This is a genomic window from Streptomyces sp. NPDC101181 (genome assembly GCF_044767975.1).
GTDB lineage: Bacteria > Actinomycetota > Actinomycetes > Streptomycetales > Streptomycetaceae > Streptomyces.
Genome location: NZ_JBIWOX010000004.1, coordinates 140166 through 158725, shown reverse-complemented (window position 1 = coordinate 158725; position 18560 = coordinate 140166). Strand labels below are relative to the sequence as shown.

The following is an 18560-nucleotide window of genomic DNA, read 5'->3' as shown; positions in this document are numbered from 1 at the left end:
TGGGGAGCATGTCGGTGGGAAGAGCGCGTTGCGCCGTCATATCCCTGGCCCTGGGGCTGGCGATGGCCCTGAGTGGGTGTTCCACTGCCGGTACCTCGGCCGTGGACACCGACGGGCTGCCGGGCGTCTGGACCGGGAGCGGCGGCGGCCGGGTCGAGTTCTACGCGGATGGCCGGTTCAGCATGACGGGGATTCCCGCCGAGTCCATCGCATTCACCTGGAGCGAGCCGCGGAACGGCGCGACCAGGGTCTCGGGTGCGGGAACCTGGGAGCAGCGTGACGTCGACGAGGACACCCTGCTCCTGATGATCGACGCCGGCGGCTCATTCCCGACGGACGAGGAGGTCGCCACCCTCATGGTCGCCGAGGACGGTCCGCCCCAGGTGCTCTTCTTCAGCACGAACGTCGACAAGCCGTACGGCTACGAGATCGAGAAGAACCCGTAGCCACTTCGGACGCCTCGACAGGTTTCCGGGCCGTAGGCCCGGGGCCTGGCAGCCCGGGTCGGACACGAGCCGGCCCGGGCCTGGCGTTTGACGCCCTGATGCGCGATCGTCCGGGGGCGTGGGGCGATGTGTTGACCGGAGACGAGGCCGCCGACCACCCAGTAACGAGCTTGGCGCCATAAGCAGCGAGACGTCGAGGGGGTCGCACGGCCTCCGAACGAGCAATGCTCAGGACTTGTGGATCGGTTCCGGGAGGGTGCGCGAGGGCCCACCTTCCCGAATGATCCTGTGATGACCACCGAGTAGGCCCGCGTTCGCAAGGGGAGCCTGAGTGGTCGGCCGGTACGGCATCGGCGGGGAAGACCGTGGCGGCGTCGGCAGGAATGTCATCTCGGTGGGCGCCTCGTGGCAAGTGTGACTGTGGTCGCTGAGGTTTCCGCCGCGCCCGCTCACTGTCCGGCTGTGCCATGCTGACCGAACGACTGCCGCTTTGGCGAGGTCAGGCCGGGGGAGTGCTCGGAACCTTGACCCCTGCGAGGCGCTGGCAAGGTGGTGCAGCGAACGCTGCACCATTCCCGATCGAGCCGGATCAAGCAGGACGCAACCGGATCGAAGCGGGCGTATAAATCGGTCCCTTTGGTAAATCTGCAGGTGAGAGGCGTCACTTGTACGGGTTCGAGTCCCCCGCCCCACCGCTGGCGTTTTGCAGGATCGTTCCTGAACGGGTGAAACGTGGAGAGGCCCCCGCCCGTGGGGGCCTCTCCACGTTTGTGCGAGGCGAGGCCCCGTCCGTGGTGGCCTCTCCACGTTTGTGCGAGGCGGTCCCTGAGGCGGACGCCCGCCCGCCGCCCGCGCCGGGGCACCGGACCGCCCCGGTACGCGCCCTCCGCGGCCGGGACGGGGTGCGGCAGCGCTCCCGCACAACGGTGCGGGTATCTTCGGTAATCCTTCTGCACGCGTAGAACGGAGCGGGCTGTGAACGACGTAGCTGGCCGGATCGATACCTCTGTCCCCCACTCGGCGAGGGTGTACGACTACATCCTCGGCGGCAAGGACCACTACCCCGTGGACGAGGAGGCGGGCGACGCCATGTGCCGGCACTGGCCCGCGCTGCCGGTGCACATGAAGGAGAACCGGCGGTTCATGCACCGCGCGGGCCGCTATCTCGCGCGGGACAAGGGCATCCGCCAGTTCCTGGACATCGGCACCGGGCTGCCGACCGCCCCGAACTTGCACGAGGTGGTGCAGCACGAGGTGCCGTCGGGCCACGTCGTCTACGTCGACAACGACCCCATCGTGCTGGCGCACGCGCGGGCGCTCCTCCAGAGCTCCCCGGAGGGCGCGACCGCCTACGTCGACGCCGACATGAACGACCCGGACGCCATCCTCGGCAGCGAGCAGTTCCAGTCGCTCATCGACCTGGACGAACCGGTCGGGCTGATGGTCATCGGCATCCTGCACTTCATCCTCCCGCCGGACGACGACCGCCTGGTGCGGCGTCTCCTCGAACCGCTGCCCTCCGGCAGCTACCTCGCGATGACCGTGGGCACGGCGGACTTCGCCCCCGAGGAGGTGGGCCGGGTCGCCGAGGAGTACGGCCGTCAGGGCATGCCGATGGCCCTGCGCGACCTGCCGACCGCCACCGGACTCTTCGACGGACTGGAGCTGGTCGACCCCGGCGTCGTCCAGGTGCACAAGTGGCGCCCCGGCCCCGACCAGGAGGGCGTCGACGACGCGGCCATCGCCATGTACGGGGCCGTCGCGCGCAAGCCGTGAGGCACGCGCCCGCCCGCGCGCGCAGTACGGAGCCGGCCCGTCCCTGTCCGGGGACGGGCCGGCTCCGCGGGGGCGCGGCGAGCGCATACCATCCCGTGTGACCGAAACGACCCGACCGCCCGCGCAGCGCCCCCGGATATTCGCCGACCTCACCCCGCTCCGTACCTCCCCCGACTACCGGCGGCTGTGGTTCGGGAACACCGTCTCCTGGGTCGGGCAGGGCATGACGGCCCTCGCCGTCTCCTTGCAGGTCTACGACATCACCGGGTCCGCGTTCTCCGTGGGGCTCATCGGGCTCTGCTCGCTCGTGCCGCTCGTGGTGTTCGGGCTCTACGGCGGCGCCGTCGCCGACACCGTGGACCGGCGGAAGCTGGGGCTGTTCAGCGCCGCCGGATCGTTCCTGCTGGCGCTCGTGCTGGTGGGGGCCACGACCGCCGGGATCGAGAACGTCGGGCTGCTGTACGCCGTCGTCGCCCTCCAGGCGGTCTGCTTCGCGCTCAACGCGCCCGCCCGGTCCTCGATGATCGCCCGGCTGCTCCCGGCCGAACAACTGCCCGCCGCGAACGCGCTCAACAGCATGACCGGCACCACCGGCACCCTGGTCGGGCCGATGCTGGGCGGGCTCATCGTCGGCTGGTGGGGGTATCACGCCGCGTACACCGTGGACGCCGTCTGCTTCACCGCCTCGCTCTACGCCATGTGGCGGCTGCCCTCGATGCTGCCCGACCGGCAGGAGGGCGAGACGCGCAAGCGGGCCTCCGTACGGGACGGGCTGCGGTTCCTGGGGACCCGGCCCAATCTGCGGATGACCTTCTTCACCGACCTGTGCGCCATGGTCCTCGCCCACCCCCGCGCCCTCTTCCCCGTCGTCGCCGTCCTCTGGTACGGGGGTGACGCGCGGACCACCGGACTGCTCGTCGCCGCCCCCGCCCTGGGCGCCCTGCTCGGCGGGGTGTTCTCCGGGTGGCTCGGCCGGATCCGGCGGCACGGGCTCGCCGTCCTCATCGCGGTCGGTTCCTGGGGCACCGCCATCGCCGTCTTCGGGCTCACCCGCAACCTCTGGCTCGGGCTGCTCTTCCTCGCGCTCGCCGGGTGCGCCGACACCATCTCCATGGTCTTCCGCAACACCATGCTCCAGGCCGCCGTGCCCGACGAGATGCGCGGCCGCCTCCAGGGCGTGTTCATCGTCGTGGTGGCGGGCGGGCCCCGGCTCGGGGACTTCCTCGCCGGTTCGGCCGCCGACCTCCTCTCGCCCGCCGTCGCCGTCACCGGCGGTGGCATCGCGTGCGTCGTCGCGGTGGCGCTGCTCGCCCTGAAGTGGCCCGCCTTCGCCCGCTACGACGCCCGCGACCCGAAGCCGTAGCCGCAGCCGTGGCCCGTTCGGCCGCGCGCACCCGGGGCCGGGCCTCCGCCTCCAGCGCCTCAGCCGCGTGTCCGGAGAGCTTCAAGGCGTTTCTGGGACACTGGGGGGATGGCCAGGGAGATCGAGCTGAGACATTTCCGGTACCTGCTGGCGGTGGCCCAGGAGGGAACCGTCAGCGGAGCCGCCGCGCGCCTGGGGATGACACAGCCGGCGTTGTCGCGGGCCATCCAGTACGTGGAGTCCGCCGTGGGGACGGCATTGTTCGAGCGCGGCCACCAAGGGGTCACCCTGACCCCGGCGGGGCAGGCCCTGTACGCGGACGCGCTGGTGGTCGACCAAGCGGCGCGGACCGCGGTCGCCAGGGCCTCCCGGCACGACCTCCAGGAGACCCGTCTACGGGTCACGGCGCGGGGGTGCGAGGTCGACATCCTCCAGCACCTCGTGTCGCACCACAACGCGACACGTGGAGCACACGCGCCCGCTCGCGGAGACGTGGTGGACGGAGGGACCCAGCTCGCCGAGGTCCGGGCCGGGGACGCGGACGTGACGATCGTGCGGCAGCCGTTCGACCGGCGCGGCATCGACACCGAGCTGGTCCGGGCCGACCGCCGCGTGGCGCTGCTCCCCTCGGCCCACCCGCTCGCCGCCCGCAAAGTGATCGAACGGGCCGACCTGGCCGACGAGGTGTTCCCGGTCTGGTCGGACACCACCGACGAGCACGCCGCGTACTGGGCCGGAGCGGATCGCGACGCGTATCCGTGGAAGCCCGGCCCCGTGGTGACGGACGCCGCCCAGTACACCGCGCACATCCGGCTGGGGCACGCCGTCGGGTTCGTTCCGGAGCCGTTGCTGCCGGAGCTGACCCTCACCGGGATCAGCGTCGTCCAGGTCCGGGACCTGTCGCCGAGCCGCGTGGAGCTGGCCTGGTCCGACACGGCGACGTCGCGTCACATCGCGTACTTCGTGCAGAACGCGGCGGAGTTGGCACCGGCGTGACGGACGGATCCGCGGAATCGCGGATCGGCGTGCTCGTCCGCCCGACGTCGGCGGACGAGCACGCGGCCGGGCTCGCGGTCAGCCCGCGAGCACGCGTCGGGTCAGTGCGCGGACCGAGTCAGAGATGTCCGGGGTGAGGTACTTCACGAGGTCCTGCGACGGCTTCCCGTCCGGTCCGAGGGTCACTCCGGTGAAGTCGTCGAGGGCGGGGTCGGTGGCCGCGGTGACGACGGAGTGGGCGACCTGGTCCGCGGAGACCATACCGGCCTGGATCTGGTCCCAGAGGCCGCGAATGGCGGGAGGAAGGATCTCCGGGGTCATCTCCGCGGCGTTCGGAGTCGCCGCGGCTCCCGGCCCGACGGGGTCCACGACGACGACCGAAACACCACTGCCGCTCAGTTCCTCGGCGAGATCGAGGCTGTGCGCGAGGTGGGCCAGCTTGGCCCGGCCGGCGACGGCCATGCCGTGGTACTCCCCGTCCTGCTCGATCTGCTCGTAGGTGGGAAGCCCGTCGATCACCGCCGTGGTGATCGACGAACTGGTCACGTCGACGATCCGGCTCGGGGAACCTGCCCGCAGAGCGTCGAGCAGAGTGGTGGTGAGCAGGGTCGGGGAGAGGTGGTTGAGGGCGAAGCTCGCCTCGATACCGTCGACCGTCTCCCGACGCGTCGACCACATTCCGCCGACATTGTTCACCAGTAGCTGCAACGGCCCTTCGTCCGCCAGCCGTGCACCCACGGTGAGAATCTCATCCAGGGACGAGAGGTCGGCCTGGAGGAAGCGCACGTTGCTTCCGAGGCTCCGCACCGCGTCATCGCCGCGGTGGGCATCGCGGCCGATGATGGTGACGTGGAATCCCTCCTTCTGTAGCCCTGCGGCCACGTGAATTCCGATTCCACCGGTTCCGCCCGTGACAACTGCCTTGCGCATCATTCTGTTTCCTTACATCTCGATGCGCCCAGGAAACTCTGCGCCGTGCCCAGCTGTCCAAAGCTTCGACGGCATGGGTCCATGCGGAAGCGGCATGACTGGCAGCCGCGGGAGTCAGGTGGGCAGCCGGTGGAGTCCTGCCGATCGACGTCGCCGTGCGCCGGTTCCGGGACGCGGCTCCCGAGGTCGGCCGCGTCGAGGCCGGGGGCGCCGTCCGGTCTGTATCGGACGTGCCCCGGCCCCGTATACGCCGCGCCGCGGTACTTCTTCCGCACGAACTCGACTTCCGCCTCTGCCGCCTTTCCCAGCTCACGCACTGCGTGACAGCCCCGCCCGGTTCGCGCTCAGGAGCATGGCGCCGAGCGGCGCGGGACAGGTGCGCCAGAACTCCGCCCGTGAGAAAGGGAAAACGTGAGCAGTCAGATCGAATTCATCAAGGAGTACAGTGCTTTCATCGAATCCACGGTGCTCGACGAGCCGACGTTTCTCGCCACATTGCCTCGTTACATCACGGACGAGTCGATCCTCATCGAGCCCGAGAGCCTTTTCGGCCGCCTGGTCGGATTCGACGGCTGGAAGCAGTGGCACACCGCGGCGGCGCAGATGGCCGAGGTTGCCGCCGTCCAGTTCAGCACCAGCGGATCCGAGTTCTTCGAGACGGACAACACCGTCCTGCACTACTACGAGGTGACGTTCACAGCCCGTGAGGGGTACCCGGACGGTTTCCGTACCTCGTTCGTCGAGCGGTTCGAACTCGCCGACGGCAAGATAGCGAAGCTCACCGAGCACTACGCCGACGCGGGAGCCCTCGCAGCCTTCCTCGCCCCGTCCGACCCTTCACCGATGAACTGAGCTTCTTCGATGTGGCCGGCGGCCGGGTGACGGGCCGTGCAGCGCGACGCGCGAGGCCCCCGGGCCGTTGACCAAGACGTCTGACGTCTCCATCAGGCCGCTCGGGGGCCTCGTCGGACGTCCGTTCCGCCGCACCCGACCCGCGTGGATATTCGCGCAGTGGGCCGCCCCTCAGCCGACGATGGAGCGCACGAGCCCGAGCTCCAGCAGGTCCTGCGGGCGCAGTCGCAGCTGGTCGGCTGTGGCGCCCGTCTCGGACGGGGGCCGCTTGAGGATCGCCGCCGCCAGTTCCGGGGCGATCACCGAGAAGTAACTGTCCGTCGTCACGTGGGTGTTGCCGGGCGCCGCCAGGGCCAGGGCCCCGCCCGAGCCGCCCTCGCCGATCACCAGCGTCGTCACCGGGACCCGGGCCGTCGCGATCGCCGCGAAGGTGTCCGCGATGGCCGCGCCAGCCCCGGCCCGTTCCGCCTCGGCGTCGTTCGCCGCACCCGGGGTGTCGACCAGGGTGAGGACGGGGACGCCGAGCCGGTCCGCGAGCCGGATCGTCCGGGCCGCCGCACGGTATCCGGCCGGGCGGGTCGGGGTCCCGCACTGCGCGACGTACGCCACTGCCCGTCCGTCGGCGCGCAGCCCGAACCCGCACAGCAGCTCCGGGTCCGTGCCGCCGCACCGGTCGCCGCGCAGCGGGAGCCGTACGGCGAAGTAGTCCGTCAGATACGCCTCCGCGCGCGGGCGTTCCGGGGCGCGGGCCCGCGCCACCGCCTCCCACCCGCTCGACGGCGGCCCGGAGGCGGAGGCGGACGGCTGGGCGCGGGGGAGCGGTGCGGCCTCCGGGAGCTCCCGTGCAACCGTCCCCGGATCGCCCGGTGTGAGCTCCCGTGCAACCGTCCCCGGATCGCCCGGCCTCAGCGCCCTCAGCCACTGGCCCACCGTGTCCCGCAGCTCCCCGGGCTCGACCACCGCGTCGGCCTGGCCCGCCTCCCACTGGCCCTCGGCGCTGTACGCGTACGGCTCCGCGTCCGGCGGGCGGACCCGGGACCCGGCGAAGCCGACCTGCGCGCCGGACAGGGCCAGCACCACGTCCGAGCCCGCCCCCACGGTGGCCCAGCCGCCGCCCGTCGCCGGATCGCGGACCACCGCGAGCTGCGGGAGGCCCGCCGCGCGCAGCCGGGTGGAGGCGGCGGCCACCCGCTGGAGCTGGGTGAGCGCGACCATGCCTTCCTGCATCCGGCTGCCGCCGGTGGCGACGAGCGAGACCAGGGGGAGGCGCCGGGCCAGGGCCAGTTCGTACGCGGCCTCCAGCCGGTCGCCCGTCAGCAGCCCCAACGAGCCGCCCAGGAAGCCGAACTCGAAGGAGACCAGGACGCACGCGCGATCGCCCACGACCCCGGTGCCGTACACCACGGACTCCTCCTCCCCGGTCCGCGCCGAGGCCCGTTCGCGCGCCACGTCGTAGCCCGTCCAGCCGAGCGGCCCGTCGGCGGGCAGGGCGCGCGGGCGGGGGCGGTGCTCGGTGAAGCCCGCCGCGCCGGTCAGCAGAGCGATCGCCGCACGGGCCGTCATCCGGGACGGGGTCCCGCCGGGGAGCGACGTCCCCGGCACGGTCTCCTCAGGCACGGAGCGACCTCTTCAGGATCTTGCCCAGGTCGTTGCGGGGCAGCGCGTCCAGGTAGCGCACCGTACGTGGGCGCTTGTGCGGGGCCAGCTGCGCGGCCACATGGTCCGCCAACTCCGCCGCGCCCGGCGGGGATTGCGGGTCCGCCGCGACCACCCAGGCCACCACCCGCTCGCCGAGGTCAGGGTCCTCCTCGCCCGTGACGGCGACCTCGCGGACGCCCGGGTGGGCCAGCAGCGCGTTCTCGATCTCACCCGCGCCGATCTTGTAGCCGCCGCTCTTGATCAGGTCGGTGGCCTTGCGGCCGACGATCGTCACCCAGCCGTCCGCGTCCACCGTCCCGACATCGCCCGTCCGGAACCAGCCGTCCTCCGTGTGCGCGGCGGCCGTGGCGTCGGGGCGGTTGAGATACCCGGTGAACAGGTTCGGGCCCCGGACCTGGATCTCCCCGATGGCCCCCTCCCCGTCGAGCACCGAGCCGTCCTCCTCCACCAGGCGCAGCTCCACCCCCGCGAGCGGTGGGCCGACCGTCCCGGGGCGCGGGGCGCCGCCCACCCGGACACCCGTGTTCATCAGGGTCTCCGTCATGCCGTACCGCTCGACGACCCGCTGCCCGGTCGCCGCCGCGATGCGTTCGTGGTCGTGCACGGGCAGCGCCGCCGAACCGGAGACCAGCAGCCGCGCCCCCGCCAGCGCCCCGGACAGGGCGTCCCGTCCGGCACGGTCCGCCGGGGCCTCCAGGGCCTCCGCCAGCCGGTGGTACATGGTCGGTACGCCGAAGAGCATCGTGCCGCCGGACCCAAGCTCACGGGCGACGCCCTCGGGGGAGAACCTGCCCAGGTGGCGTACGGAACCGCCGCGCCGCAGCGGGCCGAGGACGCCCAGGATCAGCCCGTGGACGTGGAACAGCGGCAGCGCGTGCACCAGGACGTCGTCGCCGGTCCATCCCCAGGCGTCCTCCAGGGCGTCGAGCGACGCGGCGAGGGCCCGGCGGGGGAGCACGGCCCCCTTGGGCGGCCCGGTGGTGCCGGAGGTGTAGACGATCAGGGCGGCGGCCTCGGGGTCCTCGGGTGCCGCGCCCGCGTCGCGTGCTGCGGGCGCCGCACCCGCCCCGCGGTCGTCCCCTCGCCCGCCCTCCTCGCGCCGCGGTGCCCGCGCGTCCACCGTCACCCGGCGCAGCGGCCCCAGCGCGGGCGGCAGTTCCTCGTCCGGGCCCGACAGCACCGCCGCGGGTTCGCTGTCGGCGAGGATGTGTGCCAACTCGCGCTCTCCCGTACGGGGGTTGAGCGGGACAGCCGCCACCCCGGCCCGGAGCGCCGCCACCACCGCGATCGCCGTCTCCGGCGTCGGCGTGGCCCAGACGGCCACCCGCTCCGCGTCCGCGATCCGGGTGGCGAGAGCGGCGGAGGCGTCGGCCAGCTGCCCGTACGTCAGAGCGAGGTCACCGAAGCGGACGGCTTCGCGGGAGGCCGCCGGACCGACGGGGGACTGGAGAGCGGGAAGGAGGAGGGTCACGCGGGCAGCCTAGGGCCTGTCGTCACACTGCCGCCTGCCGCCTGCCGCCCGACGGCAGTGTGACGACAGGCCCTAGGGCGGGGGTAGTCGCCGAGTGGGTGACCGCCGGGATGACGCTCGCCTCATCGCCGCACGGTCCGCATCCGCCCGTACGCGTACACACAGCCCGCCAGCGCCAGGTCGGAGAGGAGCATGAACCCGATCGCGTACGAGTCCTTGGCGCTGTAGATCGCCCCCATCACCAGCGGCGGCACGAATCCGCCGAGCCCGCCCATCGCACCGACGATCCCCGTCACACTGCCCACCTTCGGCTGCGGGGTCACCTGGGAGACCAGCGCGAACACGCTGCCGCTCGCGGTGCCGAGTCCGGCCGCCATGGCCAGCAGGGCGATCGTGCCCAGCGGGTTCAGCGGTGGCTCGAAGGCCTGCACGATCGCCATCAGGGCGGCGAGCAGCAGCGCCCCGGAGGTCACCGTGGCCGGGTGGATCCGGTCCGAGAGCCAGCCGCCGACCGGCCGGAAGACGACGGTGACCAGGGCGAACCCGGCCGCCTTGGTGCCCGCCTCGGTGGGGGACATCTCGTACCAGGTCTTCAGGTACGTCGGCAGATAGACCCCGAACGCGACGATCCCGCCGAAGCCGATCGCGTACAGCGCGGAGAGCTCCCAGGTCACCCGCAGTTTCCCGGCTTCGCCGAGCCGGTGCGCCAGGGTGTCCGTGGGGACCTTGCGGTCGGGATGGTCGCTGACCAGGACGGCGGCCAGCAGCGCGAACACCACCAGCGCTCCCGCGACCACGAGGAACGGCAGGTTGTCGCCGTGCTTCGCGATGCGCGGGGTGAAGTACCCCGAGAGCGCCACCCCGCCCATGCCCATGCCGAACACACCCAGCGCGAAGCCCCGTTTGTGCGGCGGGAACCAGGAGTTGACCAGCGGGACGCCGATCGCGAACGTGGTCCCGCCGAGCCCCAGCAGGAAGCCCACGGCGATCATCGCGCCGTAGGAGTTCTTCGCCGGGATCAGCAGCAGTACGGGCACGATCGTCAGCGCCGACACCAGCGGGAACATCAGCTTCGCGCCGTACTTGTCGGTCAGCGCTCCCACCGGGATACGACCCAGCGACCCGACGAGCACCGGTACGGCCACCAGGAACGACTGCTGGAAGGAGCTCAGCCCGAGCCGGTCCTTGTAGTCCCCGGACATCGGCGCGATCAGATTCCACGCCCAGAAGGTGAGCGCGAACCCGATCGTCGCCATGACGAGATTGCGGTACGCGGCCGCGGGCGGCGCGACGTCCGCGGCCGCGGGCGGCTCGGGGGACTGCTTCACGGCGGTATCCACACAGCAAGTCAAGGGGCCGGGTGAGCGCACGGCCCGTCGGGCTGCGCCAACCGGGCGACACCGGCTTCCCCCGGCCGATATCGCCACAAGCTGCGACAATCGCGGTATGGACCGGCTGGACAGGGAAATCCTCGGCATTCTCCAGGAGGACGCGCGGATCTCGTACCGGGATCTGGGCGTACGCGTGGGGCTCAGCGCCAACGCGGCGGGCGACCGGGTCCGCCGGATGCGCCGCGACGGGGTCATCCGCGGCTTCACCGTCATCGTCGACCCGGCCGCCGACACCCGTTCGGGCCTGGTGGTCTTCATCGATGTGACGCTGCGCCTCGACACGACGAACGAGGAGTTCGAGCGTTCGGTGCTGATGCTGCCCGGCATCACCGAGGTGGTGCACGTGACCGGCGGCCACGACTACCTCGTACGGGCCACCGCCGCCGACCCCGGGGCGCTGGACACGCTGCTGCGCCGGCTGAAGCGGGAGGCGGGCGTCGCCCACTCCACCACCCGCATCGCGCTGCGGGCGGCCCCCAAACACTGACCCGCCCCACGGGCTGCCGGGGTGCGTCCGCCCCACGGCGTGCCGTACGCCGGTCGCCCCTCGGCGCTGTCCCGGTCGCCCTGCCGCGCGTCGGCCCGCCATGCGTCGGCCCGTCGTGCGTCGGCCCGCCGTGCGTCGTGGCCCGTCGGGGACGGGCACCCTAGAGCGGCGCCTGCCAGGTCACCGTGGTGGGCCCGGCGTCGTCCTCGCCGCGCCCGTCGTCCGCGACCACCAGCCGCACCCCGCCCCGCCCGTCCGGCAGCCTGACCGTGGCGTCCACCTCCACCTCGATGGCGGAGACCCCGGGCCTGCGGTGCGCGGCGGCCAGCGCCCCGCGCAGCGCGGCCAGCAGCTCCCGCCCCGTCTCCTCGCCCACCAGCGCGTCCACCGCGCCGGTGAACTGCACCGACGGAGGGAAGCCCAGCAGCGCCGCCGCGCCCCCGGTCTCCCGCAGTACCCGGCCCCGGAAGGAGCGCGGGGCGGCGGCGGGCGGCTGCTGGAGGGCGAAGATCGCGGTGCGGACCTCCTGGATGGTGGAGTCCAGCTCGTCCACGGCCCGGCCCAGCAGATCCCCGGTGTTCTCGCCGCCCCCGCTCCCGCCGCCGGTCTCGCCACTCCCGCTGCCGCTGCCGCCGGTCTCGTCGCCGCCGCCGCTCCAGGCCACGCCGCTCCCGTCGTCCCCGCCGTCCCCGGCGGCTCCGCCCTCGCGGGTCTCCTCGGACGCGGCCCGACGCCGGGTCGACTCCAGCATCATCTCGGTGGCGAAGAGCCGTTGGACCACCAGGTCGTGCAGGTCACGGGCGATCCGGTCGCGGTCCTCGTACACCGCGAGCTGCTCCCGGTCCGCCTGCGCGTCCGACAGCACCAGCGCCAGGGCGGCCTGCGAGGCGAACTGGGTCGCCAGCAGCCGGTCCACGTCCGTGTACGGCGCCTCACCGCGCCGCCGCGGCAGGGCCAGGGTGCCGATGAGCCGCCCGCCGCTCTGCAACGGCAGCATCATGCTCGGCCCGAAGCGGGAACGTACGCCGGTGGTCATCCGGGGGTCGGTCGCGGAGTCGTCGATGAAGACCGGTTCGCCGCCGAGCAGCTGGACCAGCACCGGCGAACCGGGCTCGATCACCGCGCCCACGATCCCCGCCGGGTCGTCCGCGGTGGAGGCGGTGACGATCTCCATCCCGCCCGCCTCGGTCGGCTGGAGAATGACCCCGGCCGTCGCGCCCGCGAGCGCGCGGGCCTGCTCGGCGACCGTCGTCAGCGCGTCGGCGGCGTCGGTGCCGGTCAGCAGGGCCGTGGTGACGGCGGCCACCCCCTCGATCCAGCGCTCGCGCTGCCGGGCGGTCTCGTAGAGCCGGGCGTTGCCGATGGCGATGCCCGCCTGCGCGGCGATGACCCGCAGCAGGGCCGTGTCCGTGGCGGAGAAGGAGGACCCCGGCCCCTTCCCGGAGAGGTGGAGATGGCCGAACACCTCGGTGTGCACCAGGATCGGCGCCCGGAGCGAACCCGGTTCCGGCCGCTCCGCCGTCGCCGCCCCGGCCGTGTACAGCTCGGCGACCCGGTCCCGCTCGGGCTCCAGCACGCCGAGCGCGCCCTCGCGGGCCCCGGTCAGGGCGGTCGCGGTGTCCACGATCTGCTGGAGCGTGGCGGCCAGTTCGAGATCGCTGCCGACATCGAGCACCGCCTCCAGCAGCATCGGCAGCCGCCCGGCCCCGGCGGCGGAGTCCTTCTCACCCGGGGCCGTCGACGGGCTCACCCCGCCAGCGGGTTGAGGACCATCGGCTGGATCTTGCCGTCGAGCATCGCGCCGAGGCCCAGCACCGAGCAGACGTCGGGGCGCTCCGCGATCTGCACCGGCATGCCCGTCGCGTCCCGCAGCATCTGGTCGAGGCCCGGGAGCAGCGCGGTGCCGCCCACCATCATGATGCCGCGCTCCGCGAGGTCGGCCACCAGATCCGGCGGGCAGTCGCGGAGGACCTTGCCGACGCCGTCCAGCACCGCCGTGAGCGGGGTGTTGATGGCCTTGCGTACGGAGGCGGTGTCCACCCGTACCGTACGGGCCAGGCCGGTCGCCACGTCGCGGCCGTGGATGTCGGTGAGGGCCGGGCCGGTGAGCTGGAGGCCGTTGCCGTGCAGCGCCAGTTGCAGCGGGCGTACCGACTGGCTCGGCAGCACCAGCTCGTGGCGCTGGCGCAGGTACTGGATGATCGCCTCGTCGATCGCGTTGCCGCCCACCGGAATCCGTACGGCGGTCACGATCGACCCGAGCGAGAGCACCGCGATCTGCGTGGTGGCGGCCCCGCACACCATGATCATGGTGGCGGTCGGCTGCTCGACCGGGAGCCCGCAGCCCACGGCCGCCGCGATCAGGGTGTCCACCAGCTCGACCCGGCGGGCGCCGAGCCCGACCAGGGTCTCCACCGTCGCGCGCTGGGCCAGCGGATCGGCCTGGTGCGGGGTGCACGCGGCGGCCCGCAGGCGGGGCTTGCGGCGCAGCTGGCGGCGGAGCTTGTCGCCGAGCAGATGACGCAGCATCCGCTGGGCCATCTCGATGTCGACGACGGTCCCGCCGGACACCGGGCGGGCCACCCGGATGTACTCCGGGGTGCGGCCGGTCATCTGTTCGGCGAGCGCGCCGACGGCGATGAGCGAACCGGTACGGGTGTTGACGGCGGCGACGCTCGGCTCGTCGACGACGAGCCCGAGGCCCTTCACGTACACCCGGGTCCTCGCGGCCCCGAGGTCGACGGCGACATGGCAACGCTGCAACTGCTCAAGGCTGACGGTCACGACGGTTCTCCCGAGAGCGCGCGGATGGGGGCACCGGCGGCAGCCGGTCTCTTCCTTCTCCTTGCATGGTCCCGCCGCCCGGCCCGTCGCGCGCGCTGAGCTGCGCCGTAAGGGGGCCATCAGCTGACGGGCCGCCAGATCCCGGGGGCGGGCGGCGGCGTCAGCGGTGATCCCCGGCGCGGACGGCGACGGTGTCAGCGGTGGTGCCGGGGGAGGGGCGCGGCACGGAACGCCCGGAGGGCGCGGTGCGGGCTCAGGCCGGGAGCAGCCGCTGGAACAGGCCCCAGGTGAACTCGGCGACCCGCTCCCGCCCGGTCGCCGGATCGGTGACGGACAGCGCCCACCGGGTCGGCGCGCTGCCCTCCATCGGCCGCGCCGGGGGGAAGGCCCGCGCCACCTCGTCGACCGTGCACGACCAGGGGCGCAGCCCGTCGACCGAGGTCAGCTCCGGGCCCGCCGCCCCCGGGGCCCGCACCAGCCACTCGTTCCACACCGCCCCGCCCGGCCCGGCCATCACCTCGAACCGCAGCCGGGGCCACAGCGGCACCGGCCACAGCAGCGCCTCGCACTCCAGGTCCCCGACCCGGCGCTTCAGCGTCAGCTCCGGCTCGCCGAGCACCGAGCGGTAGCGCCGCAGCGCGCCCCGGCCCCGTGGCGCGCGGACCATCGCCTGCCAGCGGCGGTTGGCCTCGCGCAGATCGGCGGTCGAGGCGCTCAGCTCCTGCCGGGCCTCCTCGACCAGCCCGGGGTGGTGGTCGGCCATCCGACGGAGCAGGACGAGCTGGAACTCACGCGGGCCGAAGGGGGTGGGAGCGGTCATGTGACCCATCTTCCCGCAGGTCAGGCGTATCGGACCGGCCGTCACCGGAATCCGGCCTTCCTCACAGGATCCTCACCTGTGCGGGTTCCTCCGTTGATCCGTACACGTCTAACCTGCGGGCGCCATGGATTACTGCCACTCGTGCCGACGGCATCTCAACGGAGCCCTGGCCTGCGCCGGGTGCGGAGCTCCCGCCGAGGCGCTGGGCCCCTACGCCGTGTCCGCGCCCACCGGGTACGCACCGGACGCGCCGGACGAAGCGGCCGCCTCCGCCCACCGCCCCACCGGCCCCGTACGCGGGCGCCGGCGCGAGGACCGGCGCGCGCGGCGCCGCGCCCGGGGGAGCGATATCGGCGGCCCCGGCGGCAGTGACGACGAGCGGGGTCAGGGGAGTCGTGGAGAAGGCGAGCGGGGCCGGGGCGGCCGTGCCGACGAGCGGGGCCGTAAGAACCGGGGCAGCCACCGGCGGCGCGGCCGGACCGTCCTGCTCGCGACCCTCGGGCTCCTCCTCGCGGCGGGCGTCCTGAGCCTGGCCGAACTGGCCCTGGAACCCGGGCGCGAGGACACCGCCTCCGACTACGTACGCGAGGAGCCGGGCGACCCCACCGCGCCGCAGCCGGACCCGCCTGCCCCCGAGCGGCCCCGGGACCCGGGACCGGTCGGCACCCGGACGGACCCGGCTCGGGCCCCCTCGGCGGACGGTTCGCCGACCGGCGCCCCCGGCGCCGGGCCCACGGGTCCGCCGGGCCCCGGCGCGTCCGGGACGGCTCCGCCCGGGGAGTCCCCGGACCCGGGCGGCTCCGAGGACCCCGGTCCGCCCGAGGCGTCCGGCAGTCCGTCCCCCGGCCCGTCCTCGCCCGGCGATCCGCAGGAGCCGACGACGCCCCCCGCGCCCCCGCCGCCCTCTCCGGGCGAGCCCACCCCCACCCCGACGCCCACGCCGACACCGACCTCGACCTGCACGCCGTTCCTCTGGTGGTGCGTGTAGGGCGGGGCCACGTCCGATGACGGGTGGCGGGCCACGGCTGGTGGTGCGCGGAGGACCGGGGCCTGCTGTCGGCGGACCGCCTCCCGGCCGGTGATCAGGCCGACGGGGACTTCGGTGGGACTCCGGACAGCCGTCCGCGGGCGGCGGCCTGGATCTGGGAGGGCCCGAGCCCCCATTTCAGGGTGCGCCCGACGGCCGTGGCCAGGGGCCGGTCCCAGCCCGTGCGGACGGGTGCCGGGCGGTGGATGCCGAGCTCGGCGCGGGCCCAGCCGGGCAGGATGCCGACCGAGGCGTTCATGAGCAGGCCGACGACCAGCCGCTCGCGCCGGTTGCGGCCGAAGGCCCGCAGGAAGCGCACCGAGTCCAGCGCGGCCGCGGTGGCGTGGAGCTGGGGCCGCATCCGGGTCAGGTAGTCCGCCGCCTCGGCGCGGGAGCGCGGCACGCCCCGGGCCCCGAGCGCCTCGGCCATGGGCGCGGCCTGGCGGTAATAGGCGTCGCAGCCGGCGGGAGTGAGCCGCTGCCGCCGGGGCGCGTAGCCCTGGTGACCGGCGAGGAAGCTGCTCACCTCGGCGGTGTGCACCCAGGTGAGCAGGCCGGGGTCGTCCGCCCGGTAGGCCCGCCCGTCGGGGGCGGTGCCGTGCACCCGGGTGTGGATGCGCCGGACGAGGGCGACGACCTCGCGGGCGGCGGGCGCGGAGCCGAAGGTGGTCGTGGTGATGAACCGTACGGTCCCGTTCAGCCGCCCCACCGGGTCCGCGCGGAAGTCGGAGTGCTGGTCGACGCCGGCCATGGCCAGCGGGTGCAGGGACTGGAGCATGAGCGCGGCGAACCCGCCGACGAGCATCCCGGTCGCCTGCCCGTGCACCCGCCACACCGGGTCTCCGGGCGCGATCCCGAAGAGCCCGGGGTCACCGGGCGGCGTCGCGTACCGCTCCAGCTGGAGATCGCCGCCGTGCAGGGCCGCCGTGAGCTCCGCCGCGATCCGGTCCCGCAGTCCCACCGGCGCCTCCGGGTGCCTCGTTCCTCCGGGCCGTCCACTCTTCGGGGCCGCCCGTCCCTCAGCCGAGGGTAGCGATCCGCCCGGCGAGCACGGCCAGGAGGATCAGCAGGCCGCACAGCGGGTTGGAGCCGAACGCCCGCGCGCAGGCCCGCACATCGTCGGGGTCGGCCCGCCACACCTGCCACCCCAGCTGGACGGCGACCGCGCCCAGTCCGGGCCAGAAGAGCGGCCCGAGCCCGGCGACCGCCCCGAACCACGCGAGCAGCGCCACGCCCGCCGCGTACACAGCGCCCACCAGCACCCGGCTGCGGCGCCCCAGCAGCACGGCGGCCGACCGTACCCCGGCTCCCACGTCGGCCTCCCGGTCCTGGCAGGCGTAGATCACGTCCGTCCCCACGGCCCAGCAGATCAACGCCCCGTACAGCAGCCACCCTTCGGGCCCGAGCCCCCCGGCGAGCAGGACGTACACCACCACGACCGCCCAGTTCATGGCGAACGCGAGCCACACGTGCGGCCAGTGGGTGATCCGCTTCAGGTACGGGTACAGCGCCGCCAGGGGCGCCCCGGCCGCCGCCCACAGCACGGCCTCCAGGCTCCATAACGCCATCACGAGCGGCGCCACCGCCCCCACCGCGAAGGACATCGCCAGCACGCGCCCGGCCCTCAGCCGCCCGGAGGCGACGGGCCGCCCCGCTGTCCGCGGCACCTGGACGTCGAACCGGGCGTCCAGCACGTCGTTGAGCCCGCAGGCGGCGCCGCGCGACAGCACCCCGTAGACCAGGAGCAGCAGCCCGAGCACCACCCCGTCCCGGGCCCCGGCGAGCGCGCCGAGCGCGATCCACCCGGGCAGCACCAGCAGCCAGACCCCGACCGGCCGGTCCAGCCGTAACGCCTCCAGATACGGCCGCACCCCGGCGGGGGCCCGGTCCACCCACCGTGCGGCACGCGCCACGGGGGGAGGCGGGGGTGCGGCCGGTCGCGGGACGGGCGCGGGGGCCTCGGCGGGGGGCTGCGGAGCACCGGTCATACGGCGGTCACGTCCCTTCAGCGGGCTGCCTGATCGCCTCAACTTAGCTTTATAGAAGGCTAGTTGGCGACCTTTGCCAGGTGAGGAACCGCCCGGGACGGGCTACGCGGCGGGCCGCGCCCTCAGGCGTCCGCGGGGGCCTCGCCCAGCATCCGGCGCAGCAGGTCCCGCAGGAGTGTGCGCTCGGTGTCCGAGAGTCCGGCCAGCGGCTCCCGGGCGAAGTCCAGCGCGTCCCGCAGCTCCCGGGCCGTGTGCCTGCCCCGCTCCGTCGCCGCGGCCAGCTTGACCCGGCGGTCGGCCGGATCGGGCCTGCGCTCGACCAGCCCCCGGGTCTCCAGCCGGTCGATGATCCCGGTGACGTTCGACGGCTCGCACTTCAGCTTGAGGGCGATCCTCCGCATCGGCAGGGGCTCCAGCGAGAGCAGCCCGAGCACCCGGGCCTGCGCCCCGGTGAGCGCGTGCTCGGCGGCGGCCCGGTCGTACTCCTCGTGGTAGCGCGCCACGACGGTGCCGATCAGCTCGACGACCTCAAGGGTCACGGTGTCTGTACGAGTGGCCATGACCGACAGC

At 73.7% G+C, this 18560-nt stretch carries 17 protein-coding genes; 7 read left to right on the top strand and 10 right to left on the bottom strand.

Translation table 11 applies throughout. The features are described from left to right. The first annotated feature begins 14 nt into the window (after positions 1–14). From ACIRRU_RS09180 to ACIRRU_RS09165, 4 genes are all read left to right on the top strand, one after another. A complete protein-coding gene (locus ACIRRU_RS09180) occupies positions 15–446 on the top strand; it encodes a hypothetical protein (protein WP_403678153.1) in 432 nt (143 codons plus the stop codon). A 975-nt stretch (positions 447–1421) separates the two neighbouring features. Continuing rightward, on the top strand, positions 1422–2222 hold the full coding sequence (locus tag ACIRRU_RS09175; protein WP_363205046.1) for an SAM-dependent methyltransferase: 801 nt from the start codon (positions 1422–1424) through the stop codon (positions 2220–2222). 97 nt (positions 2223–2319) lie between these two features. After that, positions 2320–3585 (top strand): MFS transporter, encoded by a 1266-nt coding sequence (locus tag ACIRRU_RS09170; RefSeq protein WP_403678151.1) that lies wholly within the window; start codon positions 2320–2322, stop codon positions 3583–3585. Positions 3586–3693: 108 nt separating this feature from the next. Further along, complete coding sequence (locus ACIRRU_RS09165; protein ID WP_403678149.1) at positions 3694–4581, top strand: LysR family transcriptional regulator; 888 nt, start codon at positions 3694–3696, stop codon at positions 4579–4581. 78 nt (positions 4582–4659) lie between these two features. On the opposite strand, the gene ACIRRU_RS09160 is transcribed toward ACIRRU_RS09165, so the two are convergent. After that, a complete protein-coding gene (locus ACIRRU_RS09160) occupies positions 4660–5511 on the bottom strand; it encodes an SDR family NAD(P)-dependent oxidoreductase (protein ID WP_403678147.1) in 852 nt (283 codons plus the stop codon). A gap of 411 nt (positions 5512–5922) precedes the next feature. Between ACIRRU_RS09160 and ACIRRU_RS09155 the strand changes: the two genes are divergently transcribed. Further along, positions 5923–6363: a hypothetical protein gene (locus ACIRRU_RS09155; protein WP_403678146.1), complete on the top strand. Its 441-nt coding sequence runs from the start codon at positions 5923–5925 to the stop codon at positions 6361–6363. Positions 6364–6534: 171 nt separating this feature from the next. Here ACIRRU_RS09155 and ACIRRU_RS09150 read toward each other — a convergent pair whose 3' ends face one another. From ACIRRU_RS09150 to ACIRRU_RS09140, 3 genes are all read right to left on the bottom strand, one after another. Further along, positions 6535–7926, bottom strand: coding sequence for a carboxyl transferase domain-containing protein (locus ACIRRU_RS09150; RefSeq protein WP_403678376.1), 1392 nt, complete (start codon positions 7924–7926; stop codon positions 6535–6537). Positions 7927–7972: 46 nt separating this feature from the next. After that, on the bottom strand, positions 7973–9493 hold the full coding sequence (locus ACIRRU_RS09145) for an acyl-CoA synthetase (RefSeq protein ID WP_403678145.1): 1521 nt from the start codon (positions 9491–9493) through the stop codon (positions 7973–7975). A gap of 122 nt (positions 9494–9615) precedes the next feature. Beyond that, the gene (locus ACIRRU_RS09140) at positions 9616–10833 is read right to left on the bottom strand and encodes a nitrate/nitrite transporter (protein ID WP_403678143.1); all 1218 of its coding nucleotides are present in this window, start codon (positions 10831–10833) and stop codon (positions 9616–9618) included. Between the two features lie 106 nt (positions 10834–10939). Between ACIRRU_RS09140 and ACIRRU_RS09135 the strand changes: the two genes are divergently transcribed. Beyond that, the gene (locus tag ACIRRU_RS09135) at positions 10940–11371 is read left to right on the top strand and encodes an Lrp/AsnC family transcriptional regulator (protein ID WP_363205040.1); all 432 of its coding nucleotides are present in this window, start codon (positions 10940–10942) and stop codon (positions 11369–11371) included. A gap of 160 nt (positions 11372–11531) precedes the next feature. Here the strand turns inward: ACIRRU_RS09135 and ACIRRU_RS09130 are convergent, their stop codons facing one another. The 3 genes from ACIRRU_RS09130 to ACIRRU_RS09120 all read right to left on the bottom strand — a co-directional run bounded on the left by ACIRRU_RS09130 (position 11532) and on the right by ACIRRU_RS09120 (position 14975). Further along, a complete protein-coding gene (locus tag ACIRRU_RS09130; protein WP_403678374.1) occupies positions 11532–13061 on the bottom strand; it encodes a GAF domain-containing protein in 1530 nt (509 codons plus the stop codon). 56 nt (positions 13062–13117) lie between these two features. Further along, positions 13118–14155: a rod shape-determining protein gene (locus ACIRRU_RS09125; RefSeq protein WP_363205039.1), complete on the bottom strand. Its 1038-nt coding sequence runs from the start codon at positions 14153–14155 to the stop codon at positions 13118–13120. 253 nt (positions 14156–14408) lie between these two features. After that, positions 14409–14975, bottom strand: a complete 567-nt coding sequence (locus tag ACIRRU_RS09120; protein WP_363205038.1) for a hypothetical protein — start codon at positions 14973–14975, stop codon at positions 14409–14411. Between the two features lie 124 nt (positions 14976–15099). Between ACIRRU_RS09120 and ACIRRU_RS09115 the strand changes: the two genes are divergently transcribed. Continuing rightward, a complete protein-coding gene (locus ACIRRU_RS09115) occupies positions 15100–15963 on the top strand; it encodes a hypothetical protein (RefSeq protein ID WP_403678140.1) in 864 nt (287 codons plus the stop codon). A 94-nt stretch (positions 15964–16057) separates the two neighbouring features. Here the strand turns inward: ACIRRU_RS09115 and ACIRRU_RS09110 are convergent, their stop codons facing one another. The 3 genes from ACIRRU_RS09110 to ACIRRU_RS09100 all read right to left on the bottom strand — a co-directional run bounded on the left by ACIRRU_RS09110 (position 16058) and on the right by ACIRRU_RS09100 (position 18550). Further along, positions 16058–16963, bottom strand: coding sequence for an oxygenase MpaB family protein (locus tag ACIRRU_RS09110; protein ID WP_403678138.1), 906 nt, complete (start codon positions 16961–16963; stop codon positions 16058–16060). Positions 16964–17021: 58 nt separating this feature from the next. Further along, the gene (locus tag ACIRRU_RS09105) at positions 17022–17915 is read right to left on the bottom strand and encodes a 4-hydroxybenzoate octaprenyltransferase (protein WP_403678136.1); all 894 of its coding nucleotides are present in this window, start codon (positions 17913–17915) and stop codon (positions 17022–17024) included. A 197-nt stretch (positions 17916–18112) separates the two neighbouring features. Further along, a complete protein-coding gene (locus ACIRRU_RS09100) occupies positions 18113–18550 on the bottom strand; it encodes a MarR family winged helix-turn-helix transcriptional regulator (RefSeq protein WP_403678135.1) in 438 nt (145 codons plus the stop codon). Positions 18551–18560: the final 10 nt, after the last annotated feature.